The following is a 25329-nucleotide window of genomic DNA, read 5'->3' as shown; positions in this document are numbered from 1 at the left end:
GTTAAGTTATCTATCAGAAAACTCATGTTTAATGGTTCTTTCGATTGCCGAATCAAGTTCAACAGGCGCCACGAAATTATTTTGCACATTACTTTTAAACTGCGTTCTGGCGCAGAATTTCTGTACTCTGACGCGGCTTATTGGGAATTTCTTTCGACTTATTTTACTCACAACATCCAATGCGGTTGCGCCGCATATGCCTACGGCATAAGGAATGCGAATTGTCTTATTTTTTCTCCCCAATGAAGAGGAAATGACGTCGACCAATTGATTCATCGTAAAGTCCGGTTTATCGACGTAGTTGCTGACCTGATAACTTGACTGTTGATCCAGCGCATGTTCCAGCCGCGCGGCAATATTTTCAACGTAGGCCATCGACTTCATATTATTGCCGCTGCCAATCATCACGAAACGTCCGCTGGCGATCTGACGGAACAGGTTATACACGTTGCCGCGGTTGCCTTCGCCGAATACCACCGTTGGACGGATGATAGTCAACCGATTTTCCACATCGGCCTTGCGCCAGGCTTCATAAACGTATTCCGCCTCGAGCTTGGACTTGCCGTAATGGTTGAAAGGCTCGAAACTTCCTTCTTCGCCGGTTTCCTGTTTGACGAAGCCGTAAACAGCGACGGAGGAGGTGAAAATGATTTGGCGGATATTCAGAGCGGAGGCGGTCATGCAGACATGCCGCGCGCCTTCGACATTGACCTGATAATAGAGCGAAATGGGATCGACGTTGTCCTGATGTTCCGCCGCCAGATTAATGATGGCGTCGCAGCCCGTCAGCGGTTCTTGCAAAGTCTGAGGTTGCGTCACATCGCCATACTGATAGAGCGCGGGAAAATGTGCGCTGGGTTGCTTATCCACGATGACCAACGTCAGATCATCGCGCGCACTGAGACGTTTCGCCAGGCGTGTTCCGATAAAACCGGAACCCCCGATAATAGCTACTTTACGCTTATCCATAATTTGTCACTCAGCAGGTTCTCATTATTCCTGTCGCCCCATTGGGACAGGACGCTAATACGCGTTAGGTAATGAGTTCCAGACTGGACAAATCGAACCTGGCTTTCAAATAACAAATAATGAAATAAAAGATTTCATCAAATGTAAAATTATCGCTAAAGATAAAACCTCATTCAGCGCTAATTTTTAACATCGTAAGCAACTTGATATTGCAAGGTTTTATTCGGCAATATGAGATTAATCCGACCTTTGCCGGGCGTCGAAGAGGTCTCATATTTTACCGGCAATTTAAGCTGCCCTTGCTTAGGATCGACACATTCGATGGTGGCTTGATCCATGTTCTCTCCCTGGTAAAGGCAGAGCAGAGTTTGCGGGCTGTTGGTATGGGGGTTATTCAGCGTCAGCGTCAACACCACGCGCGTGTTGTTCTGAATATCATTGATCACCGGGGGGCGGGTTTGGTTGCCGAGCACATATGAAAAATGTGAAATAACCAGCAAAGAGGCGAATACCGTCAGGTATTTCACTACACGGCTGGCGGGTATGCTGAAAAAGCGACGCACCGCCGCCGACTTTTTTTCACGCACCGGTTCTTTGGATGACTCCACCGTTGCAACAGGCGCAGCAACCAGCGTCGATTTATGCGGCTTATCTATTTTTTCATCGTTTGTTTCAGACGACTCACTTTCACTTTCAGAAAGTTCCGCTTGAATATCAACACCAATATCTTCACCGCCATTTAATATATCATCATCAGCGTAGTCTTCATCCTCGGATATAAAGTGAAAAGCCGCTTGATTTTCCACCTTGTAACCCAAACGAGGAATGGTTCTGATAAGCGTGTGTTCCGTGTCGCTAATCTTTTGGCGAATAGATTTAATTGTTTGATTTATCGTTGAATCTGAGCAATAGGTTCCTTTCCAGATATTTTCTATAATTTCCGTTCGGGTAACCAGTTCTGGTGATCTGGCGACAAGCAGCGAAAGAATTTGATACTCCTTCCAACGCAGACGAAATTTCTCCCCGGCAGGAGTCAGAACATCGAGATTCCTAATCTTTATTCTTTTATCAAGATTCACTTTTAATTTCCTTAGCGTGCCTGTCCTGCACACTTTGTATAGAAATATCAAAAAATGTTCAAGAAATTAAATGTAAACTCAACAGGTTGCATTCATCGGATATTGGCCTTTATAAAAATTTTCTGATTTCATTTTTTACATTAGGCCATATTAAGGATGTTCCGTTTATCCAAATGACTCTTTTTCCCTGCTGGCAACATGGATTTCTTTCATGGTCACCGTAAAATTCAAATGAACACCTCATTGATTTAAAAAGGAAAAACTAACCATGTTGTTCGATTGTTAATCGAATGAAATTGTGAAATTTCATTCCTATCCGTGAATTCATTGTGTTTTCCCACCTAATCTGATTGTCAGATAGACTACAAAAAGCCGAAAAAAACAGAATGAGAGTTATCTGATTTAACCCCGTCACACATTCCACTCGGCGTGTGCAGCATCTAAGACAAAACCCTATTACTGATTTTATAACAATCGCACTAATTATGCCTTCCCCTCCCGGAAATTTCATTTAATCTGCGAAAAGACATTAACGTCTTAATGTAAGAATACTCTCAATAAAACGAAAAAAACGTGCAAATAATATAATCCGTTTTGGCGAAAATATTCCCACATTGAGAGATAGTGCTATAAAAAAAGAAAAAAACGGCAAGCGAAGATGAGAATTTTACCTAAAGGCAGAAAATTTCACTGAGGAGGCGAGGAGAGATGACTCGGAATGAGAGAAATATCCCTCCCTTGTCGGGAGGGATTGAGAAAGCGGTTTGATACTTAGGCCTTTTTCTTGCGGCCATACACCGCCCAGGTGATGACCACACACAAGATATAGAACACCAGGAATACTTTCATTGCCCCCGCCGGCGAACCGGTCAGCGCCAGCGAGGTGCCGAATGCCTGGGGAATAAAGAAACCGCCTGCGGCGCCGATCGCCGAGATAAAGCCCAATGCGGCGGCGGAGTCCGTCACCGCTTCACGCTGTGCGCTCTCGTCACTGCCGCCGGCCGCTTTCACGCGATCGACAGTGATTTTACGGAAAATGACGGCGATCATTTGGAAAGTCGATCCGCTGCCCAGCCCCGCCGTGAGGAACAACACCATAAAGATGCCGTAGAAGGCGATAAACGAACCGCCCTCGCCCGCTGCCGGCAAGGTCAGGAACAACAGCGCGGCGAACACGGCCATCACCACAAAGTTGATCAACGTCACCCGCACGCCGCCGAAACGGTCAGACAGCGCGCCGCCGACCGGCCGTGCCAGCGCACCGAGGAACGGCCCGAAGAAAGCGTAATGCAGGATCACGACCTCCGGAAATTGCGTCTTCGACAGCATGGCGAAACCGGCGGAGAAACCGATGAAAGAACCGAAGGTCGCGAGGTACAGCAAACTCAGCATCCACAAATGCCCACGTTTGAGCACTGGCAGTTGCTGGCGCAGCGATGCCTTGGCCGCCGCCAGATCGTTCATGCCGAACCAGGCCGCCAAGGTGGCGACCAGCAGGAACGGTACCCAGATCCAGGCGGCATTTTCCAGCCACAGCTGTCCCCCTTCTGCCTGATCTTGCGCCGTGCCGCCAAACAGACCAAACAGGCTGAAAGAGATCGCCAACGGCGCGACCAGTTGCATGACGCTGACGCCCAGATTCCCCAACCCGCCGTTGAGACCCAACGCGCCACCCTGACGCGCTTTCGGGAAGAAGAAGCTGATATTGGCCATGCTGGAGGCAAAGTTGGCGCCCGCAAAACCGCATAGCAGGGAAATGATGACGAATACACTGTACGGCGTGCTGCTGTCCTGCACCGCGAATCCCAGCCACAGGCACGGCACCAGCAGGAAGCAGGTGCTGATAGCGGTCCAGCGACGGCCGCCAAACAGCGGGATCACGAAGGAATACGGCACGCGTAAAATAGCGCCCGAGACCGACGGCAGCGCTGTCAACAGGAACAATTGGTCAGTGGAAAAGTTGAAGCCAACCTTGTTCAGGTTGACCGCCACGGCGCTGAACAGCATCCAGACGCAGAAGGCCAGCAGCAGACAGGGAATGGAAATCCACAGGTTGCGGGTGGCGATGCGATGGCCACGCTGCAGCCAAAAGGCGCTGTCTTCAGGATGCCAATCCTGAATCAGCGCACCGGTTTTCTTTGATGAAGGCGTTGCAAGTTGCGACATAAAAACCTCAGACACGGGGGATTATTCCGACACCCTAGGGGGCGGTCCCGGCGGCAAAGTTGATGTATATCAACCCGAATGCAAGTAGTTGGCGGCACAAATAGCGCCTTCATCCCCTTAGGGGTACGTTCTGCATAAAAATTAAATCATTTACAATCAATAAATTAGAATGAAGCACTTCGTCATCCTCACCGCTTCGCCGCCCCCCTGGAAACTAATGGGTACTTCATTCGAGGTATGGGGTTATGCTCAGGGATAATCAAAAATACGGCTGAATCGTTACTTGTTTACCCCGTCGCCGCCTTCGCCCCTGAGCTTCAGCGGCGCCAAATGCCAGGAACCCGCGCTTATGAAACGCCTGTTGGCCCCGCTTTCGATCGTGAATCAGGTCGCCCTGCTGATGTTGCTGTCGGGCATTCTGGGCGTGGCCGGCATGGGGATTTCCGCCTGGATGTCGCAAAGCATTCAGGGCAACGCGCATGCCATCAACAAGGCCGGCTCGCTGCGTATGCAAAGCTACCGTCTGCTGGCGCAGGTGCCGCTGGATGAACGGCATGAAGCGTTGATCCGCGAACTGGAGCGCGACGAAAACAGCCCCGACCTGCAGCGTTCGGTGGAACAGGAAGGGTTGACGCAACCTTTCGACGCCTTGCGCGACTACTGGCAACAGACCCTGCAACCTCGCCTGCGCAGCGCGCAGCGCCCGGCCGACGCCGCGCCGCAGGTGGCGCACTTCGTGCAGCTGTTGGATAAGCTGGTGTCGGATATCGACAGGCAAACCGAGCGCCGCCTGCTGATGGTGACGCTGGTGCAGGCCGGCTTTATCGCGCTGACCCTGCTGCTGCTGATAGGCACCACCTGCTACCTGCGCCGCCGGTTGCTGCATCCGTGGCGACAGCTGGTGGAAATGGCGTTGGCGGTGGGCCGCGGCGACTTTAGCCGCCGCTTCGCGCAGCGCGGCCATCAGGATGAAATGGCGTCGCTCGGCGGCGCGTTGAACACCATGTCCGACGAACTGTCGGCCACCTACAGCGGGCTGGAGCAGCGCGTGGCCGAGAAGACCGCGGACCTGCAGCAAAAAAATCAGATGCTGAGTTTTCTCTATCGCGCCAGCCGCCTGCTGCACGCCAGCGAGCCGCTGTGCAGCCGCCTGACGCCGCTGCTCAACCAACTGCAAATCCTGACGCCGCTGCGCGCCATTCAGGTGCGGCTGTATGAAAACGACAGCCGGGAGCCGCTGCTGCAGCTGAGCGGCAACCAGCCGTTGCGGCCGGAGCATTGCCATAATCCGGTGTGCAGCGCCTGCCTGCACGACAGCGACCGCCAGCATCCCGACAGCCCGTCGCTGAGCTGGAGCCTGAGCGACAAGCTTGGCGACTACGGCGTGATCGTGGCGCAACATGCGCCGCAACAGCCGCTGAACGAGGAGCACCGCCAGCTGGTCAACACTCTGGTGGAGCAACTGACCAGCGTGCTGGCCATCGAACGTCAGGTAGACCACCAGCAGCAGCTGATGTTGATGGAAGAACGGGCGGCGATCGCCCGCGAGCTGCACGACTCCATCGCCCAATCGCTCTCCTGCCTGAAAATGCAGATCGCCTGCCTGCAGATGCAGGGCGAAACGCTCTCGCCCGCCAGCCAGGCGCTGGTGCAGCAGATGCGCGAAGAGCTGAACGGCGCCTATCGCCAGTTGCGCGAGCTGCTGACCACCTTCCGCCTGCAGCTGACCGAACCGGGCCTGCTGGCGGCGCTGCAATCGACGGTAGCGGAGTTCAATCCCAAACTGGGCCTGAACATCAGCCTCGATTACCAACTGGGGCCGCGCACGGTGCCCGCCTATCAGGCCATTCATCTGCTGCAGATCGCCCGCGAGGCGCTCAGTAACATCCTTAAGCATGCCGCAGCCAGCGAGGTGAGCATTCAGGTCATCAACAAACGGGGCGAAGTGACCCTGAGCGTATGCGACAACGGACGCGGCCTGCCGGCCGAAACATCCCGCCCCGACCATTACGGCTTGATCATCATGCGCGATCGCGCCAAGAGCCTGCACGGCCGTTGCGACATTTTACCGCGCAGCGGCGGCGGCACCGAGGTGCGGGTCAGCTTCACGCCGGATAACCACGCCATCGACTAACGGAGACACCATGACGACAGAAACCGCCGCCACAATCTTACTGATCGACGACCACCCGATGCTGCGCAACGGCGTAAAACAGCTGATTGGCATGGACGCTCGCCTGCAGGTCATCGCCGAAGCCAGCAACGGAGAACAAGGGGTCACGCTGGCGGAGCAGCACGATCCGGATCTGATCCTGCTCGACCTCAACATGCCCGGCATCAACGGGCTGGAAACGCTGGATCGCCTGCGCCAGACCGACCTGTCGGGGCGCGTTGTGGTGTTCAGCGTATCCAACCATGAAGACGACGTCGTCAGCGCGCTCAAACGCGGCGCCGACGGCTATCTGTTGAAAGACATGGAGCCGGAGGATCTGCTGAAGGCGCTGCATCAGGCGGCGGCCGGGCAGATGGTGCTCAGCGAAACGCTGACACCGATCCTCGCCGCCAGCCTGCGGGAAAACCGCCCCAGCGCCGATCGCGATATTCAGCAATTGACGCCGCGCGAACGGGATATCCTGAAGCTGATCGCCCAAGGGCTGCCGAACAAGCTGATCGCCCGCCGCCTGACCATCACCGAAAGCACCGTCAAGGTGCACGTCAAACACCTGCTGAAAAAGATGAAGCTCAAATCCCGCGTCGAGGCCGCCGTGTGGGTGCTGCAGGGTAAAAACGGTTAATCGCCGCCGTACAGCGGCCCGGTTTGCGCCGGGATCGGCGGCGGCGTCAGGGTTTTGATCGGCGGCAGGCCCGCGTCATCACCGGCGGTCGCCGTCAGCGGCGGCGCCACTTTCAGCTCTATCCAGTTGGACGTCACGCGCTGCTGTTTATCGTCCTCCAGCGTGACCGATAGCCGGTAGCTGTTGGCGGCGCCCGGCGCGTCGTCCCACGGCGGCACGATCGCCGTCCAGCCCTGCGGATCGTTGGCGTTGTGCGGCGGCGTCAGGCTCAGCGCCTGCGTATCCCCCTGCCAACTGACGTGAGCGATGCCGTTCAGCGCCTTGATTTCCAACACCAGCGGCACGGTTTCCCCCGCATGCAGGCTCCACGGCGGCGTGGCCAGGAACACCTGCAGCGTTTTGCGCTGGCGGAACTCCAGCACCGGCACGTTCTTGCGTTCGATAGGATCGTAGCGGCTGCCGCGCAGCGACTTGGCCTGCGCCACATACTCCGGCGAAATCTGCTTCACCAACGGCACCCCGAGCCGATAGCTCAGCGCCAGCTCGATCTGATCCTGGCTCTGCCCGCCCGCGCCAATCTTATGCAGCGCCTTCATCGTCACCAGCGGCACCGGGGTGTAATTGAGCCCCAGCTGCATCGCGCGCGGATCGTTTTGTTTTTTGCCGCTGCCGAACAGATCGACATTATCGCCGAGATACTGTTCATAGCTGAGCGAACCGCCGATCTGGCGATAAAACGGCAGATAGCCTTGCGTCGTGATGTCGTAACCGCGCGCCGGGCGGCTGAAAAACACGCCATCGCCAGGCTGTTGCGCCAGCGCCGACAGCGGGTAGTAATAGTTGGTGGAGAAACGCAGGTAGTCTCCCCAGGCCTCCGCGCCGACGCTGCCGCGATTGCGCTGCCGGGCGAAATCGCTGTCGAGCGCCGTGTTGTAGCCCAGCAGCCAGTCACCGGCGATCCAGCGTTGCCCCAGCGCGAAATTACCGAGCGCCCCGGCGCTTTGCTGCAACCAGCCGATCTGGCTATAGGTCAGCAATCCGTCGACGTCGTACAGCGGGCTGAATAACTGCCCGTTGCTGCCGGTAAAGTCCCCCTCACCGGTCATCTTCAGCGATAACCGGGCGGTGCCCAGCGGCGACAGCAGCGCCTGCGCCTGCTGTTGCAGCGCGCCGGTCGCCTGGCCCAGCAGATAATCCTCGGCGCGGCTGCGCATCTGCTGACGGGAAACGTTATTCAGATCTTTTTCGCCGAACTGCTTGGCCATCTCGGCCCACTGCTTCTCGCGCGCGGCGTCATCGGGCGCGCCGCCCAGTTCGGGCAAATTCGCGGCCGGATCTGCGGCGGCCGGTTCGGAAGAGACAACGCTCGCCGGCGCCGGCGGGGATTCGGCGCATGCGGGCGCGCCAGCCAGCCACACCAGCGTCCCGGTCAGCCACACCGTCTGGCGGCTGTGCCAGAGTCGTTTTTTGGTTTTGATGAGTCCCGCCTGAATTTCGTCTTTCATGGCACCGTTGGCCACCCTCCCTCCTGGAGCATGCCAACCCACTGCTTTGCTGTCGCCTTTCCCGCGGCAGATCTGTATACCCTACGCCCCATCAAGACCGGGGCGCCTCTCCCTTAAAGCCTAACGGCTTGACGAACAGAAACAATAGGATAAACCCCAATCACTCCCCAGTGACGCCGTCACTTACGCCATTTACCGATCCATTCCGGCCGCCAGGTGAATTCACACTATTTCAGCGCCGATTTTGCCGATAAACAACGCAACACCCCACTGTTGCGCGCCTCCGCGCATGACATTGCATCACTCTGCAATACGTGAAGTGGCGATGCGTACGACTGCGCATTCCTCACCACTCACCGCATTTCACCCCGATGAAATACGCATTTTGCCGTTATTTTAAACATCTATTTCACGACTGACGGAGTCTCGATGTTTCTTTCCTTACTGTGGCCCGCGCTGTTTTTCACCGCGCTGCTGTCGGCAGGTATGGTCGCCTTCGCGCTCATCACCCGGTTGGAGCGAACGGCGGCCGTGCGCGCCAGCCCACCGAGATTGCGCCGCCGCAGCCTGCTGCTGACGGCCTTCGGTTTGGCGTTGACGGCGCTGCCCTTCGACCTGCCGGCAGCGCACCGGCTGTGGTTGCCGCCGGCCGCGGCGCTGCTGATCGCCCTGGCCTGGCTAGACGGGCGCCACCGGTGGCTGCCGGACCGGTTGACCCAGCCGCTGCTGTGGGGCGGGATGCTGTGCAATCTTGACGCTCGCTGGGCGACGCTGAGCGACGCGGTTATCGGCGCCGCCGCCGGCTACGGGGGTTTGTGGCTGCTCAACGCGCTTTATCGGAAAGTGCGGCGGCGTGACGGCATCGGCCAGGGTGATTTCAAACTGCTGGCGGCGCTGGGCGCCTGGCTCGGTTGGACGATGCTGCCGCTGTTGGTCTGTCTGGCGGCCATGTTCGGATTAGGCATGGCATTGACCCGCGGCCGACGCAACCGCCGCGCCTGGCGAACACGGCAACCTTTCGGCATCGCCTTGGCGGCAGCCGGCTGGCTGTTGCTCTTGATGGACGCCGGCCAGAACGCGCCGGCGTTATTCGGTTAGTTCTTCAGTGTCTCGATCAGCCGATTGAGCAATCCGGCCACTTCCGCCGTGCTGGCCGTTGTCGGATTGGCCAGTGGCTGGATCACCGCGAGCCTGGTCGTGGATAACACCTCATCGCTGCGGATTTCCAACGCATCGGAGGGGGGTGTGCTCAATGAAACGCCGTCCGGCCGCCAGTAACTGCCGCGCGTAGTCTGCACCTGATAACTGCCAAAGCCGAAATCTTTCTCGACGCGGTAATATATTTCGCAGCTCAACGGCCCGGTGCGCCGCAACATAAAGGCGCCTTTCGCGCTATAGCTGCCTTTATTGACGACAAAGGCGGTCGCCTGCGAAGACAGATCGAACGTGATATATAAATCGCACGCCAGCACCTTGGTGCTTACGCCCTGTTGAAGAGTAATGCGCGTTGTAGGTTGCCGATCCGGCGCGGTCAGGGTGCCTAAAAAAGTCCACGATTGCTGTTTCGAGATATTGCGCGGCAAATGGTTGCTGGTGGCGGAAGGGGCAATTCCCCGCTCGCCCAGACTGTACATCGCTTCGACCCCGCTTAAAAACGACGTCACATCGACGGTGCTTTTGCCGGCCACCGGGACGCCGCCGTTGTATACGTTACTGAAGGTTACCTCGGTATTGTTGCTGCAGGCGGCGATCGCCGCCAGGAAAGGCGTCTTAGAACCGCTGTAAAGAGTCAACTGACCGATATCCCAACGAGATTCGTTGATGAATCGGCACAACACGCCCCCGCTCTCCACATTCTGCGCGTCCTGGATATTGATATTGCCTATCGTGCCCTGGGCAAAGTTGGTGGACAACACGCTGACATTGGCGGCGCGCTGCGTATTGCGGTTCTCGCAACCCAACGAATTGATCGTGCCGTTAAAATCTTTGAAAGAGTAGATATCGCCGATGCAGTCATCCGCAGCCAACGAGCCGATAGTAGAGTAAAACCCTGAAATTCTGAACGCAGTCCCCTTGGCGCGAGCGGCGTAGAGGCCGTCTATAAAATTGGTGGTGCCGGACTTGTCCATCCACAGCACCCCATCGCCCGGGCGATTGGCGTTTGCCTCCATCTGCACGTTCACCAGCCAGTTAATGAACATGTCGCCCGAGACAAACAGCGAATAACCGCCGACCTTGGTGTAGATGTCGCGAATATCAAACTTCGTCATGTTGCGATCGCTGAACCACACGCCGTGGGTGTCATCTACGCCGGTATCATCCCGCAGCGTCAAGCCGTGCAGCGTCAGATTGGCGAAGCCTTTCACCACGATCACCGCTTTCTTCGTTTCGCCCTGTTCGTTGGTGTAACTGCTGTCCGCAGTCTTGACAATTTTGGTCGCCCGCCCCAATCCGACCACCCGCAAACCGATGCCGCCGTAGATGTCCGTTGTCGTCTGAATGAGTACGTGTCCGGCGACCGTATACACCCGCTTCCCCAGGGACAGCGTACCGCCGGCTTGCAGCGCCGCCGCCGCCGCTTTGTTGATCGCCGGCCCCCAGTTGCTTCCGTCGCTGTCCTGATAAAACTGTTCCGGCGTAACAACCTCACCGGTGGCGAGCAAGCTTGCTGCGCGCGCTCCTGAAACGTTTTCGTTATTGTCCATAATATCTCCTGACGTGATGTGTCCGCATCATTGCGGACGACCGCGGTGAAAGGCGTAAACAACGCCGCCTTTCAGTGCCAATCTATCACCGTCATATGAGCGCGTTATGAAATTTCATTTTATTTCACCCTGACACAACATCTCGCGATTCGAGGTGGCAACAGCAAGCGATTTCACTCGCTGTTGGCCTTTGGTGCGACAGAAAGCTCGGCCTGGCGCGCGGCGTTGCCGCTACTTGCTGACCCGATCCAGATACAGCATGCTGTTGGCGATATCCAGCCGGGCACCTTCGACGTTGTCCCGCAATGCCACCAGCGTTTGCCCCTGCAGCGCCACCACATAGGGCGAGCTGGCCTGCAATTCCCGTTGCAACGTGACGTAACGTGCGCTGCGCGCGGCGCTGTTCCCCTCCGCAGCCGCGGCGCGCGTTTCCGCGCTGATGGCGGGAATGCCCCACTGGGTGCGCCAGGCCAGGGTTTTCGGCCCACCGGGCACGTTATAGGCAAAGGCGCTGGCGTTGGTGTTCGGATCCAGGTAGTCGGCGCCCCAGTAGGTGAAGATCGCCTGAAAATCGCGGCCGCGCATCTTGCCCCACAGATCGCTTTCTACCACCGGATGGATATCCAACCGCAGCCCGGCCTGCGCAAAACTGGCCTGCAGCGCCTGCGCGATGTCGGTATACGGCGGTTGGTTGATGACGATAAGATCGATGCGCGTACCTTCAGCGATGCCGGCATCGCGCAGGATCTGTTTGGCTTTGTCCACGTCGAGCTTAAACGGCCGATCGTCGAGTGCCCCGTCCAATCCCTGTGGCAAGAAGGCCTGATGCACGCGATATTGCCCTTTCAGCAGTTGCTCGGCGATGCTCTGATAATCGACCAGCCAGCGCGCCGCCTGCCACAACGCCGGATTGCCCAGCGCCGGATTGTCTTTGCTGCCGGTGTTGAAACCGAGGTAATAGATCCGGGGCGCATCGGCCTGCTCGATGCGCACGCCAGACGCGTTGCGCAGTGAGTCGAACTGGTCGGCGCCCAGATCGTAGGCCACGTCGGCATCCCCTTTCAGCAACAGCAAACGGCGGGTGCCGGCGTCGCTGACGTTCTTGAACAACACCGTTTTCAACCTTGCCGGCGACGGGGCGTACTCATTGCGGCCAAACAGCAGCGCTTCATGCGGCACATAGTTATTCACCCGATACGGGCCGCCGCCGGCGGAATGGCTGCGCAGCCAGGCGTTACCGTAGTCCCCCTGCTGCGCATGCTCGTTCAACAGCTTTTCATCCACGATCGAAGCCACATTCGCCGTCAGCAGCCGCAGCGCCAATTCGCTGCCGATGTTGGCGGGCCAACTGAGTTGCACCTGGTTATCTCCCACCTTCTTCAGCTGCTGCTCAACGTTATCCGGCGTCCAGCCAAACTCGCCGAGAATAAACGACGGCGCCTTGTTCAGCTTCACCGCGCGAACCAGCGAAAAAATCACATCTTCCGGCCGCAGCGGATTGCCGGAAGCGAAACGCTGCTGCGGTTTCAGGGTAAAGGTCAGGCTGCGGCCATCGGCGCCCGCTTGCCAACTGCCTGCGGCATCCGGCGCCAGCTTTTGCGGCGCGGCGCGATCCGGCGCCACCAGGCGCTGATAGAGGTTGACCAGATTGGCCGAGCTGACGGTTTCAAAGCTCTCCGCCGGATCGAGGCTGATGATGCCCTCCAACGAACTGACCACCACCAAGGTATCCTGCGGGGTGGCAGCCTGCGCACCGAAAGCGGCCGCCAGCGCGCCATACAATAAGGTTGGGATTAACCGTTTCATCGATACACTCTCCATAATCACGCGGTTGCGTTGTTTTTCGAGTGTAGGGGGTAAGAATTAACAGAAGAACGACGATAAATTGCTTTATTTATTACCAAGATGGATATGCCCGCCGCATTGGCGGGCATTGGGTCAAACGATGATGCGGCCGTGCGCCATTGCCACCGAACGATCGCACATGTGGTCAATCACGTCCGCATCGTGGCTGACCAGCACCATAGTCAGATCGCCCGCCTGTTTCAGCTCGTTGAGCAGATTGAGGATCTCCGCCTGCACCGACATGTCCAACGCCGAAGTCGGTTCATCCAGCAGCAGCAACTTCGGCCGCAGCAACAATGCGCGCACGATCGCCACGCGCTGCCGCTGGCCGCCCGACAGCTGATGCGGGTAGCGATCCAGCAGGCGCGGATCCAACCCCACCTGGCGAAAGCCCGCGCTGATCTTGCGTTCGATGTCGCTTTCCTGCATCAATTTGAGCGGTTCCGACAGCGTACGCAACAGCCGGTGCTTGGGGTGTAGCGAAGCGTAGGGATCCTGAAACACCATCTGCACCTCGCGCCGCAACTCGCCGGTAAATGCCTGCCCCGGTTGCAGCCGCCGCCCCAGCAGCTCAAAACCGCCCTGCCAGCTGCTATTCAGCCCGGCCAGCACCCACAGCAACGAGGACTTGCCGCAGCCGGAAGGCCCCACCAGCCCGAAACACTCACCCGGTTCGATGTGCAGGTTAACCTCATGCACCACGGTGCGCAGCTCGTAGCCCTGGCGGTGACTGACGCTCAGGTTCTCCAGTGCAATTACGCTCATTTCAACGTCTCCAACAGCGCGCGGTCCAGCACCGGCAGCGGTTTGCCGCGCGTCTCGCGGCTCGGCCGGCACGCCCACAGCGTGCGAGTATAAGGATGCGTGGCCTGCGCCAGCTCGGCTGCCGGCAGTTGATCCAACAGCTCGCCTTTGTACATCACCAGCACCCGCTCGCAGTGGTGCGCCACCTGCTGCAAATCGTGGCTGATCAGGATCAGCCCCATGTTGCGTTGCGCCACCAGATTGTCTATCAGTTGCAGCACCTGATCGCGCATCTGGTGATCCAGCGCCGAAGTCGGTTCATCGGCAATCAACAGCTGCGGATCGTTGATCAACGCAATGGCCAGCATCACCCGCTGCCCCATGCCGCCGGAGAGCTGATGCGGATAACGGCCGCACAGCGCCGCCGGATCGGGCAATCCCACCGCCGCCAGCATCTCCAGCACTTTTTCACGCCGCTCGGCGCGGCTCAGCTTGGCATGCAACACCAGCGGTTCCTCCACCTGACGGCCGATCGGCTGATTGGGATTCAACGCATGCTTGGGATCTTGCATCACCATCGCCACCCGGTCGCCGCGCAGGCGGCTCCACTGGCGCTCGCTCAGGCGCGTCAAGTCTTCGTCGCCCAGCGTCAGGCGCTGCGCCTGCAGCTGCAACGGCGGCGGCAATAGCCCCATCAGCGCGCGCGGTCAACGATTTGCCGGAGCCGGACTCGCCGACCAGCGCCAGCCGCTCCCGCCGCATGCTGAACGAGATATTCTTCACCAGCGCCGCCGGCTGCGGCCCCGGCACGCCGATCGCCAGCCGTTCAACGGTCAATAACGTGTTATCAGTGCCCATGACGAGGATCCATTTTGTCGCGCAGGCCATCGCCCAGCAGGTTAAACGCCAGGCTGGCGAACAGGATCGCCCCGCCTGGTGCGGCGGCGACCCACCATTGGTCGAAAATCACTTTACTGCCTTCGGCCACCATCGATCCCCATTCGGCGGTCGGCGGCGCGACGCCCATGCCGAGGAACCCCAGACCGGCGGCGGACAGGATGATGCCGCCCAGGCTCAGCGCCGCACGCACCACCGCGCTCGGCAGGCATAAAGGCAAAATGTGGCCGACCATCAGCCGCAACCCGTTGATGCCCTGCATGCGCGCCGCCGCCAGGTAGTCACTGCGGCGCAGCGCCAGGGTTTCGGCCCGCGCCTGGCGGGCAAAGGCCGGCCAGCTGGTCAATGCCAGCGCCAGCGCGCCGTTCATCAGCCCCGGTCCCATGACCGCCACGAACGCCAGCGCGATCACCAGACTCGGCAGCGACAGGAAAATGTCGGTCAGACGCATCAAAATGCGCTCGACCCAGCCGCCGAGGTAACCGGCGCAAATGCCGACCAGCAGGCCGATGGGAATGGTCAACACCAGAATCAGCGACACCAGGATCAGCGTCGGCCGCGCGCCGTAAATCACGCGGGAGAGCAAATCGCGGCCAAAGCCGTCGGTGCCCAGCCAATGTGCAGCCGAAGGCGGCAGTAACCGCAGCTCGATATGCTGCAGATTGGGATCGAAAGGCGCCAGCCACGGAGCCAGCAGCGCGGTGACGATCAGGATCGCCACCAGCGCCGCGCCCAGCGTCAGCGTGGTCAGACGTCGACCGCGGCGGTAACCGACGGCCGGCTCGCTTTGCGGTTCGTGTTCAGAGAGATATTGGCTCATCGGGTTCGCGGATCCACTAAATAGGTCAAGGCGTCGGCCAGCGCATTCAACAGCACGAAACAGGTGCCGATCAGCAGCGTGGCGCCGAGGATCGCCGGCGTGTCGGCGGCAAACAGCGCCGAGGTCAGGTAACGCCCGACGCCGGGCCAGGCGAACACCGTTTCGGTCAATACCGCGCCCTCCAGCAGGCTGGCGTAGGAGAGAGACAGTACGGTGATCAGCGTGCCCAACACGTTGGGGAACACATGGCGCAGCAGAATGCGCAGGCGGCCGGCGCCCTTGGAACGCGCCAGCGTCACGTATTCCTTGTTGCACTCTTCCAGCATCGCCGCCCGCAGCAGCCGGGTGATGCCCGCCATCGACAGCAGCGCCAACGCCACCACCGGCAGCCACAGGTGGCCGATGGCGTTGTAGAACATTTCACGATCGCCGGACAACCAGCTGTCGATCAACACGAAACCGCTGCGCGGCTCCATGCTGTACAAGTAAATGTCGTCCAGCCGCCCCGGCCCCGCCGACCAATGCAGCGTGGCGTAGAACAGCAACAGTCCGAGCAGGCTCAACCAGAAAATCGGCACCGAATAACCGATCAGCGACAGCAGACGCGCCGCGTTATCCAGCCAGCTGCCCGGTTTGAGCACCGCCAGAAACGCCAGCGTAATGCCGCCGAGGGCGCCGAGGATAATGGCGCAGGTGGCCAGCTCCACCGTCGCCGGGAAGGTGCGCAACAGATCGCTCAACACCGGCTGCGCGGTAATACGCGAAATGCCCAAATCGCCGTGCGCCAGGTGCACCAGGTAACGCCAAAATTGCACCGGCAGCGGCTGATCCAATCCCAGCTCGTGCCGCACCTGCGCATAGGTGGCTTCGCTGGCGTGATCGCCCGCCACCTGCAGCGCCGGATCGATCGGCGCCAGGTGCGACAGCATGAAGGTGAACAGCAGCAGGCCAAGCAACGTCAGCGCCAGAGACAGCGCGCCGCCGAGCAGCCGCCCGCCCCAGCGCCAATACCGCCGGGCCGCCCCGGCGCCGGCGGACAGGTCAGCGGCCATTACTTGCTGACCTTGCTGTAGAACACCATGTCAGGGTTGATGCCCTGCACATAGCCCTTGAGGTTGTCACGCACCGCAATCAGGCTGCGCGCCTGCAGGCCGATGACAAACGGCGAGCTTTGCTGCACCTGTTTTTGCAGTTGCTGGTAGTCTGCCACCCGTTTGGCGGTGTCATTTTCCGCGGTGGCGGCCAGCGTCAGCTTGCTCAGCGCCGGGATCTGCCAGTTGGCGCGCCAGGCCAGCGTCTTGCTGCCGTCTTCCGGGTTGTAGGCGAAGGCGGCGGCGTTGGTGTTAGGGTCGAAGTAATCCGGCCCCCAGGAGGTCAGCGTCGCATCGTAGTTAAGCGCTTTCACCTTGGTGGAGACCTGCGAACTGATGCCCGGCACCAGTTCGACCTTCACGCCGCCCTGGGCAAAACTGGCCTGCAGCGCCTGGGCGATATCCAGATACGGCGGCTGGTTGTTGACGTCCAGGCGGAAACTGACGTTGCTCAGCCCCGCTTTGGCCAGTATTTCTTTGGCTTTCTGCGGATTGAAGCTGTACGGCTGATCCTTGAGCGCGCCCAGATAACCGTCCGGCAGGAATGCCTGATGGCTCTGGAATTGCCCTTTCAGCAGATCGTCGGCGATGCCTTGGTAATCGAACAGCCAGCGCGCCGCCTCCCAGAACGCCGGATTGCCGAGCGCCGGCGACGCCTTGGCGTTGAACTGCAGGAAATAAAGCGAGGCGTAAGGAATGGCCAACGGTTTGACGCCCGGCTTGCCCTTCAGGGCCGCCATCTGGTCCGCCCCCAGGTTGCGGGCGATATCGGCATCGCCCTGCTCGATCAGCAAACGGCGCGCCGCCGGATCGGGCACGTTTTTGATCAGGATGGTTTTCAGCGTCGGCGCCCCTTCCGGCGAGCCGGGATTGGCGTCCAGCACCACCACTTCGTGCGGCACATAGGTGCGGATTTTGTAAGGGCCGCTGCCGGCGGAGTGGCTGTTCAACCATTGATGCCCCAGATCGTCGCCCTGCTGGTGCGCCAGCGCCTCTTTGGCGTCAACGATCGAGGATACCGGCGCCGACAGCAGGCTGAGCACGAAGGCCGGGCTGACGTTCTCACTCCAGCTGATTTTTACCGTGTGCTCGTCCACCTTGCTCAGGTGTTGCTCCACGTTCTTCGCGTTCCAGCCCAGCTGCGTCAGGATAAACGACGGTTCGAGATTGAGTTTAACCACCCGTGAAAGCGAGAAGATCACGTCTTCCGGCCGCAGCGGATTGCCGCTGGCGAACGTGGCGTCCGGGCGCAGGCTGAAAGTCAGGCTGCGGTCGTCGGCGCCGGCCTGCCAGCTGCTGGCCAGGGTTGGTTTAAGATCGATGGGATTGTGCGGATCTGACTGGATCAGACGTTGATACAGGCTGTTGAACGACTGCACCGTGGTTAACTCAAATCCCTGGGCCGGGTCAAAGCTGACCACGTCATCGATAGATTGCGCGATCACCAGCGTGTTGGCCGGCGTCGCCGCCTGTGCGTTTACGCTGGCCGCCATGGCCAAAAACAGCAAAGAAGGAACGAGCGCTTTCATCTGAAACTCTCCAAGCGGATGGAATTTATAATAATTTTGCGAGTGTATGCGAGCACGATCGGCAGCTGAAGGTACTTAAATCACTATAGATATTCTTTTTATGTATATAGATGGGATTTTGATTATTAGGCAGGCGATGCAGCATGTGCGGCAGGCATTGCCTGCCGCTATCGATTAAATCTGGTAGTCAATCACCGCATCCAGCTGCGACGAGAAGACCTTGTCTTTGATTTCGGTCAGCGACAACGTCGGGTTGCACAGCTGAATAAAGCGCCAGGCATAGTTGCGCTGCAGCTGGCTGCGTTTCAGGCCCAGCCAGACCGTATTGGGTTCAAACAAATGCTCGGCGTTGAGGCTGACCAACCCGCGATCGCGCTCTTTTTCATACGACATGTCCGCCAGCACGCCCACGCCTAACCCCAGCTCGACATAGGTTTTAATTACGTCGGAATCTTGCGCGCTGAGCGCGATGTCCGGCGTCAGGCCCGCCGATTTGAACGCCGCATCCAGCTTCGCGCGGCCGGTAATGCCCTGGCGGTAAGTGATCAGCGGCAAGGTGCTGAGCATCTCCAGCGTCACCTGCGGCTGCCGCGTCAACTCGTGCCCTTCCGGCACCAGAATGGTGTGATGCCAGCGGTAGTAAGGGAACGCCGCCAGCGACTCGTCGCTCATCAGCCGTTCGCTGGCAATGCCGATGTCGGCTTCACCGGCGGCCAGCATCGAGACGATCTCCTCCGGGCTGCCCTGATTGAGCACCACCCGCACCCGTGGGTAAAGCGCGCGAAACTCTTTGATCACCCCCGGCAGGCTATAGCGCGCCTGGGTGTGCGTCGTCGCGATATGCAGCTGCCCCGAATCGTTGCTGCTGAAGACATCCGCCAGGCGACGGATGTTGTTCGCGTCGTTAAGAATGCGCTCCGCCACCACCAGCAGCTCTTTGCCGGGCTCGGTCATGCCCAGCAGCCGTTTGCCGCGGCGAATGAATATTTCGATGCCCAGCTCTTCTTCCAACTCGCGAATATGCCGGCTAACGCCGGACTGCGAAGTAAATAAGGTATTGGCGACCTCGGTCAGGTTGTAGTTGCAGCGTGCCGATTCGCGAATAATTTTTAATTGTTGAAAGTTCATCCCCGTCTCCCTGTTTCTTGCAGTAGCGTCTGCCATATTGATACGGAGTCCTGCGGGACTGAACAAATAAGAAATAACCTTTACTTATGCAATTTAATACTAAGTGAATTATTTATCGTGGCTCTCGGGTGATGAGGACGGGGGAAAATGATGAATGGCTTTAAAAATAAAGAGATAAATAACCACACAAATAAAGCGACTTAAGTCATCATGCAGAATAAAGTTATTAAATAGAGGCATTAGATATAAAAAAGGGCCCAGCATGCTGAGCCCCTCACCGTTCGCATTCCCGCAGCAGCCTCAGGCGGTGGCCTCGCTGCCGATGCCGCCGGTGCGGTTCTGCTGCAACCATTGCTGTACATAGCGCACCAGATCGCCGATGCAATCATCCTGCATGCCGTGGTGCTTCAGCTCGTTATCCAGCGCAAACAGGTATTGCGCGTTGGTGCCCAGCGGGCCGCTGGCGCTGGCGATCAATGGCGCGATCACCTGGTGGCTGGTGTCTGCTTCAAACAGCGGGTGCTGCGCGTTCATCACGAACACCAGCGCCGTGACGGTCTCTCCGCCATCCAACTGCAGTTCACACCAGGTCGGCACGTAGCAATCGGTCACCATTTCGCGCTTCCAAAGCAGCTCCAGCTCTTCACGCAGCTTGCCTTCCGGCAGACGAAACGCCAATCCGGTGGTCTGGCCGCCCTCTTTCAGCGCCAGCATGCGCCCCGGCTGGTGCAGCGTGCCGCGCCCGGCGGTCAAACGCATGCAGAACGCCCGATGCCAGCCCTGCAGCATGGCGGGCCGCACTTCTTCAGATTCGAAAACCGGATTCCACATCAGCGAACCGTAACCGAATACCCATACCGGGCTGTGATCCGGCCGGCGCGATAGCGTGCATTCCAACGAGGCTGCGCGCTGTTCAGGCGTCAGCAACAGCGACTCCTCAATAGCGCCAAAGGCGGTTTTGCAATCCGCTTTTTGCAGAAAATCTCGCGTTAACACTGTTACAACCTCCCGGGAATACGATTTCTCGTCCTCCCTCGCCACTACTGAACCTTTGCAATTTTATTTTTTGGTGCGGAATTTTATTAATTCAATAACCGCGCCGATTAATAATGACCATATTCTTTTCCCGCCGCGCAATCAAGTTGCAAAGCGGCGTTAACGTGGAAAAGTATTTGTACTGAGCAGCAACAATATTAATTGCCGAGGTCAGCATAACGTCTGCGCGATTCTTACCGGGGCATAGAGGCGTTACTTTTTATGCCAGCGTTCGTCGTCGCCCTTGCGATAGCTTTGCTTGACCGCCGCCCAGGCTACTTTATGCGCCGTCTCCTCCCGGCTGTCGTCACCGCGCCGATCGTCGGGATCCCGGTATTGTTGCCAGGCGCTGTTAAACGCTTCTTTATAGATCGCCTGCGCATGTTCCGGCAGCACATGCTTCACATTGTCCGGCAAGTCGTTCGTGTCTTGGTATGGCATCACATCCTCCCGTGCGTATTGCGTGAACCTTAAGCCTAGCCCACACGCGGTTACGCCTCAATGAGCAAACAATTCTCATTATCAAACGGCATGGTATACTCACCGCCAAACGACCTATAAGGAGATCCCCGTGACTACCGAAGCCCCTCGCTCACGCGCCCCCTACCTGATCGCCGTCAGCGCCGTACAGGACATTACGCCGCACCTGCGCCGCATCACCTTTACCGCGCCCGATCTGCGCTACTACCCGGCCAACGCCGCCGCCGCGCACATCAAGGTCTTTTTGCCGCTCGCCGGCCAAACGCAGCCGGATCTGCCGACGCTGACTGAAAACGGCCCGCGCTGGGCTGCCGATGCCGTGCGCCCGATCGTGCGCACCTATTCCATTCGCGCCGTGCGCCCGGAACAGGCGGAAGTGGACATCGAATTCGCCATTCACGATCACCAGGGACCGGCGGTCGACTTCGCGCGCCAGGCGAAAATCGGCGATAAAATCGGCATCAGCAATCCAGGCGGCCCCAAACCGATGCTGCCGGCCGCCGACTTCTACTGCCTGGCGGGCGATCCTTCTTCGCTGCCGGCGTTGGCCGCGCTGCTGGAAAACCTGCCGCCGCACGGTGCCGGGCGCGCTTTCGTCCGCGTCGATAGCACTGCCGACGTGATTGACCTGAAAAAGCCTACCGGCGTTGAGGTGAATTGGGTCGTCGGCGGCACAGAGAAAACCGACGAATTGATCGCTCGGTTCCGCGCGCAGTCCGTGCCGCAGGGTGAAGCGCATTTCTGGCTCGCCGGTGAAGATCGCCTGGTAGTAGAGTTGCGCCGTTACCTGCGGCGCGAACGTCAATGCGATCGTAATCGTCTTTATGCCGTGCCTTACTGGCGTGAGGGGCTAAATGAAGAGGGTTACCACAATAAACGGCATGAAATCATGGATAATATTGACGACTGACCGTCTCATTCTCCTTGATTAACCGAGCACTAAACAAGTAAACACGACTTTTCTCAAATCTAACGTTAAAAATTAGCGTTATTGCGTAAAAGTAAGTAAATAAAACCGCACCCCGTGCGGTTTTTTTGTTACCCTGATCACATAAAGCAAGCAATTGCTTTCTCAGATAAAAACAACATCACACCGGCGCCGCGGGTGTATCCTAATATAAAATACCTACTGGAAACGCAGAGTTGCCGCATCACGGCGACCGGCGCTGACGGGCTACGCTGTTTGAGAAGGAGTGCCACCCTCATGAAGTCGCAACACGATCCTGGCCGATCCACCAAGTCTCGCCACACCGAATACTCGCTGATCTTCCCCATCGCCGCGCTGGTGGTGTTGAATTTATGGGGCAGCACCGCTAACTTTCCGCTGATTGTCGGCATCAATATTCTCGCGCTGGTGGGGATCCTCAGCAGCGCCTTCAGCGTGGTGCGCCACGCCGACGTGCTGGCCCACCGATTGGGCGAACCCTACGGCTCGCTGATCCTCAGTCTATCGGTGGTGATCCTCGAAGTCAGCCTGATCTCGGCGTTGATGGCCACCGGCGACGCCGCGCCGGCGCTGATGCGCGACACGCTGTACTCCATCATCATGATCGTTTCCGCCGGCCTGGTCGGCTTCGCGCTGCTGCTCGGCGGGCGCAAGTTCGCCACCCAGTACGTCAACCTCGGCGGCATAAAGCAGTATCTGATGGCGATTTTCCCGCTGGCGGTGATCGTGCTGGTGTTCCCGAGCGCGCTGCCGGGCGGCAACTTCAGCACCGGGCAAGCGCTGCTGGTGGCGCTGATTTCCGCCGCCATGTATGGCGTGTTCCTGGTGATCCAGACCAAAACCCACCAGAGCCTGTTCGTGTACGAGCATGAAGACGACGATGGCGACCCGCACCACGGCAAGCCTTCTTCGCACAGCAGCGCCTGGCACGCCGCCTGGCTCATCGTGCACCTGATCGCGGTTATCGCCGTCACCAAGTTCAATGCCAATCCGCTGGAAGGCCTGCTGACCAAGATGAATGCGCCGGCGCAGTTCACCGGCTTCCTGGTGGCGCTGCTGATCCTGTCGCCGGAAGGCCTGGGCGCGCTGCGCGCCGTGTTGAACAACCAGGTGCAACGCGCCATGAACCTGTTCTTCGGTTCGGTGCTGGCGACCATCTCCCTGACGGTGCCGGCGGTCACCATCATCGCTACCCTGACCGGGCAGACGCTGATCTTCGGCCTGCAAACGCCGCATATCGTGGTGATGCTGACGGTGTTGCTGCTGTGCCAGCTGTCGTTCTCGACCGGCCGCACCAACGTGCTGAACGGCACCGCTCACCTGGCGCTGTTCGCCGCCTACATGATGACGATCTTCGCCTGATCAAAAAGGGGCGCACTCTGTGCGCCCCTGCCTTCGTTATACCGAGAAGAATATCGCCGCGGCGATCCCCCCGAACAAAATCCACTTGATGATGTAATAACCGGTACGGTTCCAGGCCTTCAGGCGTTTCCCCACCCGGCGTATCGCATAGATGTATTTGAACATCTTGTTGACGCCGCCGGTACGATCGCCCTCTTCATTCGGCGCGGTGGCGGCGCTCATCAGATTGCGCCCCAGCCAGTGGTTAACCGCCTGCGCCCAGCGGTAGCGCATCGGCCGTTCGATGTCGCAGAACAGGATCAGACGATTCTGCCCGCTCTGATTTTCCGCGTAGTGCAGATAGGTTTCATCGAACATCACGCCTTCACCGTCGCGCCAGCTGTAGCGTTCGCCGTCCACCTCAATAAAGCAGCGGTCATCGTTGGGGGTAATCAGCCCCAGGTGATAACGCAGCGAACCGGCGTAAGGGTCGCGGTGGCGCGGCAACCGGCTGCCATCCGGCAGTTCGGCAAACATCGCCGCCTTGACCGAAGGCAGGCTGCGCAGCAGTTCCGTGGTCTGCGGGCACAGGGTCATGGCGGACGGATGGCTGTCCTCATACCATTTCAGGTAAAAGCGCTTCCAACCGGTCTTGAAGAACGAGTTGAAACCGGCGTCGTTGAATTGATCGGACGCCTTGATCTGCTGGATCTCCATCAGCTTCTGTCCTTCGTCGCGGATGGCCTCCCAGTTATCTCTCAATACCGTCAGCTCAGGAAACTGCTCCGGCTTCAGGTACGGCGTGGTCGGCACACGGGAAAACAGATACATGAAGACGTTCAGCGGTGCGGTAAAGGTGGAATGGTCAGACAGCTGACGCCACACGTTGTAGCGCACCCGCCCGCGGTAATGCACATAGACGACGCATAAAATAAGCAAAAGCAGAATGATGTATTTCATGTTTGAATCGCATCAAGGAACCCACACGCTATGCGCCGCGCGGCGCACACCCCAGATAATGTCCTTTTGGCGGCACAGGCAAATTGCGCGCCAATCTGGAACCCATTAATCATTAACGCTAACTCAACGAAAATCTATACAGAAAACCACAATAATTTACACAAAGGTTAAACGAGAGAGGAAATTGCGGAGATAAAAAAGGCCGCCGAAGCGGCCTTTCCATTAGCGGATAGGTTAACTGTAAGCGTTGAGCGTGCGCTGGCACAGAGCGGAACGCACGCAGTCCTGTTTTTCAAAGCGGATAACGCCGATCATCTCGTCCTCTTCGAAGCGCTCCAGGGCATCGCTGAGGCCGGATTTCACGCCGCGCGGCAGGTCGCACTGGGTCACGTCGCCGTTAACGATAACCGTCACGTTTTCCCCCAGGCGGGTCAGGAACATTTTCATCTGGCTGGCGGTCACGTTCTGGGCTTCATCCAGGATAACGACCGCATTTTCGAAGGTGCGCCCGCGCATGTAAGCGAACGGCGCAATCTCTACCTTGCCGATTTCCGGGCGCAGGCAGTACTGCATAAAGGAAGACCCTAAACGGCGCACCAGAATGTCATACACCGGGCGGAAATAAGGCGCGAACTTCTCGGAGATATCCCCCGGCAAGAAACCGAGGTCTTCATCCGCCTGCAAAACAGGACGGGTAACGATAATCCGATCCACCTCTTTATGGATCAGCGCCTCCGCCGCCTTGGCGGCGCTGATAAATGTTTTGCCGCAGCCGGCTTCGCCAGTGGCGAAGATCAGCTGCTTATTCTCTATGGCTGATAAGTAATGACCCTGAGCTTCGGTTCTAGCCTCGATGGGTGAGCTATCGCGCTTGTCTCGCGCCATGCCGATAGACTCGACTCCCCCCATTTGCACCAGCGAGGTCACAGACTCTTCTTCCAGCTGGCGATGACTACGAGCGTCACGACGAATAACGCGTTTCGCTTCACGACGTGCTTTGATCACTGCTTTCTGTCTACCCATAGTGGCACCTTACAGTTTGTTTCACCTACCGCAACGGCCAGGCCGCGCGATTATGTTTCACACACGTATTAGGTTTTGGCCTCCTCCGAGCCAATAAGAGCCAAGGGACAAAGTGAATCGACGGCAACGCTTAAGCGCCGTGTCTTCACGGGACAACGCGGACTGCATCAATAAACGTGGAGTAAAAAGCGATGAGATTCGGTAGCGATAAGAGTGCGGAGTTGCCGGTAAAAGAGAGTCGGAGAGAGAACCCTCGTTACAACGAGAAATC

Annotated in this window: 20 protein-coding genes and 1 pseudogene; 5 read left to right on the top strand and 16 right to left on the bottom strand. The window is 58.4% G+C overall.

Annotated elements, in window-relative coordinates:
• Window positions 1-6: 6 nt before the first annotated feature.
• From CRO23_RS09635 to CRO23_RS09625, 3 genes are all read right to left on the bottom strand, one after another.
• Window positions 7-969, bottom strand: coding sequence for an NAD-dependent epimerase/dehydratase family protein (locus CRO23_RS09635; protein WP_016927350.1), 963 nt, complete (start codon window positions 967-969; stop codon window positions 7-9).
• Window positions 970-1148: 179 nt separating this feature from the next.
• Entirely contained in the window at window positions 1149-2048 is a 900-nt protein-coding gene (locus tag CRO23_RS09630; protein ID WP_028127498.1) for a winged helix-turn-helix domain-containing protein, read from the bottom strand.
• A 771-nt stretch (window positions 2049-2819) separates the two neighbouring features.
• The gene (locus CRO23_RS09625) at window positions 2820-4214 is read right to left on the bottom strand and encodes a NarK family nitrate/nitrite MFS transporter (RefSeq protein WP_016927348.1); all 1395 of its coding nucleotides are present in this window, start codon (window positions 4212-4214) and stop codon (window positions 2820-2822) included.
• A gap of 349 nt (window positions 4215-4563) precedes the next feature.
• Between CRO23_RS09625 and narX the strand changes: the two genes are divergently transcribed.
• Both narX and narL read left to right on the top strand, forming a co-directional pair.
• Window positions 4564-6348, top strand: coding sequence for a nitrate/nitrite two-component system sensor histidine kinase NarX (narX, locus tag CRO23_RS09620; RefSeq protein WP_097101854.1), 1785 nt, complete (start codon window positions 4564-4566; stop codon window positions 6346-6348).
• 10 nt (window positions 6349-6358) lie between these two features.
• Window positions 6359-7009 (top strand): two-component system response regulator NarL, encoded by a 651-nt coding sequence (gene narL / locus CRO23_RS09615; protein ID WP_016927346.1) that lies wholly within the window; start codon window positions 6359-6361, stop codon window positions 7007-7009.
• Here narL and CRO23_RS09610 read toward each other — a convergent pair.
• The gene (locus tag CRO23_RS09610) at window positions 7006-8514 is read right to left on the bottom strand and encodes a YchO/YchP family invasin (RefSeq protein ID WP_097103087.1); all 1509 of its coding nucleotides are present in this window, start codon (window positions 8512-8514) and stop codon (window positions 7006-7008) included. The two genes, narL and CRO23_RS09610, sit on opposite strands and share 4 nt — an antisense overlap.
• A 429-nt stretch (window positions 8515-8943) precedes the next feature.
• Here CRO23_RS09610 and CRO23_RS09605 point away from each other — a divergent pair, with 429 nt between their 5' ends.
• Entirely contained in the window at window positions 8944-9612 is a 669-nt protein-coding gene (locus CRO23_RS09605; RefSeq protein WP_097101852.1) for a prepilin peptidase, read from the top strand.
• Here the strand turns inward: CRO23_RS09605 and CRO23_RS09600 are convergent.
• The 10 genes and pseudogenes from CRO23_RS09600 to chaB all read right to left on the bottom strand — a co-directional run bounded on the left by CRO23_RS09600 (window position 9609) and on the right by chaB (window position 20749).
• Entirely contained in the window at window positions 9609-11219 is a 1611-nt protein-coding gene (locus tag CRO23_RS09600) for a hypothetical protein (RefSeq protein WP_097101850.1), read from the bottom strand. The genes CRO23_RS09605 and CRO23_RS09600 overlap by 4 nt on opposite strands.
• A gap of 231 nt (window positions 11220-11450) precedes the next feature.
• Complete coding sequence (locus CRO23_RS09595; protein WP_079451508.1) at window positions 11451-13025, bottom strand: ABC transporter substrate-binding protein; 1575 nt, start codon at window positions 13023-13025, stop codon at window positions 11451-11453.
• 132 nt (window positions 13026-13157) lie between these two features.
• Entirely contained in the window at window positions 13158-13829 is a 672-nt protein-coding gene (locus tag CRO23_RS09590) for an ABC transporter ATP-binding protein (protein WP_097101848.1), read from the bottom strand.
• Window positions 13826-14666, bottom strand: a pseudogene (locus CRO23_RS09585) (ABC transporter ATP-binding protein). The gene CRO23_RS09590 and the pseudogene CRO23_RS09585 overlap by 4 nt, the downstream one beginning before the upstream one ends.
• Window positions 14656-15525 carry an ABC transporter permease gene (locus CRO23_RS09580; RefSeq protein ID WP_016927339.1) on the bottom strand — a complete coding sequence of 290 codons (870 nt, stop codon included), beginning with the start codon at window positions 15523-15525 and terminating at the stop codon, window positions 14656-14658. The pseudogene CRO23_RS09585 and the gene CRO23_RS09580 overlap by 11 nt, the downstream one beginning before the upstream one ends.
• Window positions 15522-16577: an ABC transporter permease gene (locus CRO23_RS09575; protein WP_004934713.1), complete on the bottom strand. Its 1056-nt coding sequence runs from the start codon at window positions 16575-16577 to the stop codon at window positions 15522-15524. Before CRO23_RS09575 ends, CRO23_RS09580 begins: the two co-directional genes overlap by 4 nt.
• A complete protein-coding gene (locus CRO23_RS09570; protein WP_097101846.1) occupies window positions 16577-18145 on the bottom strand; it encodes an ABC transporter substrate-binding protein in 1569 nt (522 codons plus the stop codon). Before CRO23_RS09570 ends, CRO23_RS09575 begins: the two co-directional genes overlap by 1 nt.
• A gap of 174 nt (window positions 18146-18319) precedes the next feature.
• Window positions 18320-19273, bottom strand: a complete 954-nt coding sequence (gene cbl / locus CRO23_RS09565) for an HTH-type transcriptional regulator Cbl (RefSeq protein WP_004934716.1) — start codon at window positions 19271-19273, stop codon at window positions 18320-18322.
• 300 nt (window positions 19274-19573) lie between these two features.
• Complete coding sequence (locus CRO23_RS09560; protein WP_016927336.1) at window positions 19574-20269, bottom strand: gamma-glutamylcyclotransferase; 696 nt, start codon at window positions 20267-20269, stop codon at window positions 19574-19576.
• Window positions 20270-20521: 252 nt separating this feature from the next.
• Window positions 20522-20749, bottom strand: a complete 228-nt coding sequence (chaB, locus tag CRO23_RS09555) for a putative cation transport regulator ChaB (protein WP_016927335.1) — start codon at window positions 20747-20749, stop codon at window positions 20522-20524.
• 130 nt (window positions 20750-20879) lie between these two features.
• Here chaB and CRO23_RS09550 point away from each other — a divergent pair, with 130 nt between their 5' ends.
• Window positions 20880-21698, top strand: a complete 819-nt coding sequence (locus tag CRO23_RS09550; RefSeq protein ID WP_097101844.1) for a siderophore-interacting protein — start codon at window positions 20880-20882, stop codon at window positions 21696-21698.
• Between the two features lie 294 nt (window positions 21699-21992).
• Window positions 21993-23096, top strand: coding sequence for a sodium-potassium/proton antiporter ChaA (gene chaA, locus CRO23_RS09545; protein ID WP_004934723.1), 1104 nt, complete (start codon window positions 21993-21995; stop codon window positions 23094-23096).
• Window positions 23097-23132: 36 nt separating this feature from the next.
• Here the strand turns inward: chaA and lpxO are convergent, their stop codons facing one another.
• Window positions 23133-24035 carry a lipid A hydroxylase LpxO gene (gene lpxO, locus CRO23_RS09540; protein WP_097101843.1) on the bottom strand — a complete coding sequence of 301 codons (903 nt, stop codon included), beginning with the start codon at window positions 24033-24035 and terminating at the stop codon, window positions 23133-23135.
• 234 nt (window positions 24036-24269) lie between these two features.
• On the bottom strand, window positions 24270-25058 hold the full coding sequence (phoH, locus tag CRO23_RS09535) for a phosphate starvation-inducible protein PhoH (protein WP_015378226.1): 789 nt from the start codon (window positions 25056-25058) through the stop codon (window positions 24270-24272).
• Between the last annotated feature and the right edge of the window lie 271 nt (window positions 25059-25329).

The sequence above is a fragment of the Serratia sp. JKS296 genome (genome assembly GCF_900215445.1).
Taxonomy (GTDB): domain Bacteria; phylum Pseudomonadota; class Gammaproteobacteria; order Enterobacterales; family Enterobacteriaceae; genus Serratia; species Serratia marcescens.
The sequence above is the reverse complement of the archived record's forward strand: the minus strand, read 5'-3'. Positions and strand labels throughout refer to the sequence as shown.

Coding starts and splice junctions, on each gene's coding strand:
- CRO23_RS09635 (WP_016927350.1), bottom strand. CDS start 969: ATGGATAAGCGTAAAGTAGCTATTATCGGGGGTTCCGGTTTTATCGGA.
- CRO23_RS09625 (WP_016927348.1), bottom strand. CDS start 4,214: ATGTCGCAACTTGCAACGCCTTCATCAAAGAAAACCGGTGCGCTGATT.
- narX (WP_097101854.1), top strand. CDS start 4,564: ATGAAACGCCTGTTGGCCCCGCTTTCGATCGTGAATCAGGTCGCCCTG.
- narL (WP_016927346.1), top strand. CDS start 6,359: ATGACGACAGAAACCGCCGCCACAATCTTACTGATCGACGACCACCCG.
- CRO23_RS09610 (WP_097103087.1), bottom strand. CDS start 8,514: ATGAAAGACGAAATTCAGGCGGGACTCATCAAAACCAAAAAACGACTC.
- CRO23_RS09605 (WP_097101852.1), top strand. CDS start 8,944: ATGTTTCTTTCCTTACTGTGGCCCGCGCTGTTTTTCACCGCGCTGCTG.
- CRO23_RS09600 (WP_097101850.1), bottom strand. CDS start 11,219: ATGGACAATAACGAAAACGTTTCAGGAGCGCGCGCAGCAAGCTTGCTC.
- CRO23_RS09595 (WP_079451508.1), bottom strand. CDS start 13,025: ATGAAACGGTTAATCCCAACCTTATTGTATGGCGCGCTGGCGGCCGCT.
- CRO23_RS09590 (WP_097101848.1), bottom strand. CDS start 13,829: ATGAGCGTAATTGCACTGGAGAACCTGAGCGTCAGTCACCGCCAGGGC.
- CRO23_RS09580 (WP_016927339.1), bottom strand. CDS start 15,525: ATGAGCCAATATCTCTCTGAACACGAACCGCAAAGCGAGCCGGCCGTC.
- CRO23_RS09575 (WP_004934713.1), bottom strand. CDS start 16,577: ATGGCCGCTGACCTGTCCGCCGGCGCCGGGGCGGCCCGGCGGTATTGG.
- CRO23_RS09570 (WP_097101846.1), bottom strand. CDS start 18,145: ATGAAAGCGCTCGTTCCTTCTTTGCTGTTTTTGGCCATGGCGGCCAGC.
- cbl (WP_004934716.1), bottom strand. CDS start 19,273: ATGAACTTTCAACAATTAAAAATTATTCGCGAATCGGCACGCTGCAAC.
- chaB (WP_016927335.1), bottom strand. CDS start 20,749: ATGCCATACCAAGACACGAACGACTTGCCGGACAATGTGAAGCATGTG.
- chaA (WP_004934723.1), top strand. CDS start 21,993: ATGAAGTCGCAACACGATCCTGGCCGATCCACCAAGTCTCGCCACACC.
- lpxO (WP_097101843.1), bottom strand. CDS start 24,035: ATGAAATACATCATTCTGCTTTTGCTTATTTTATGCGTCGTCTATGTG.
- phoH (WP_015378226.1), bottom strand. CDS start 25,058: ATGGGTAGACAGAAAGCAGTGATCAAAGCACGTCGTGAAGCGAAACGC.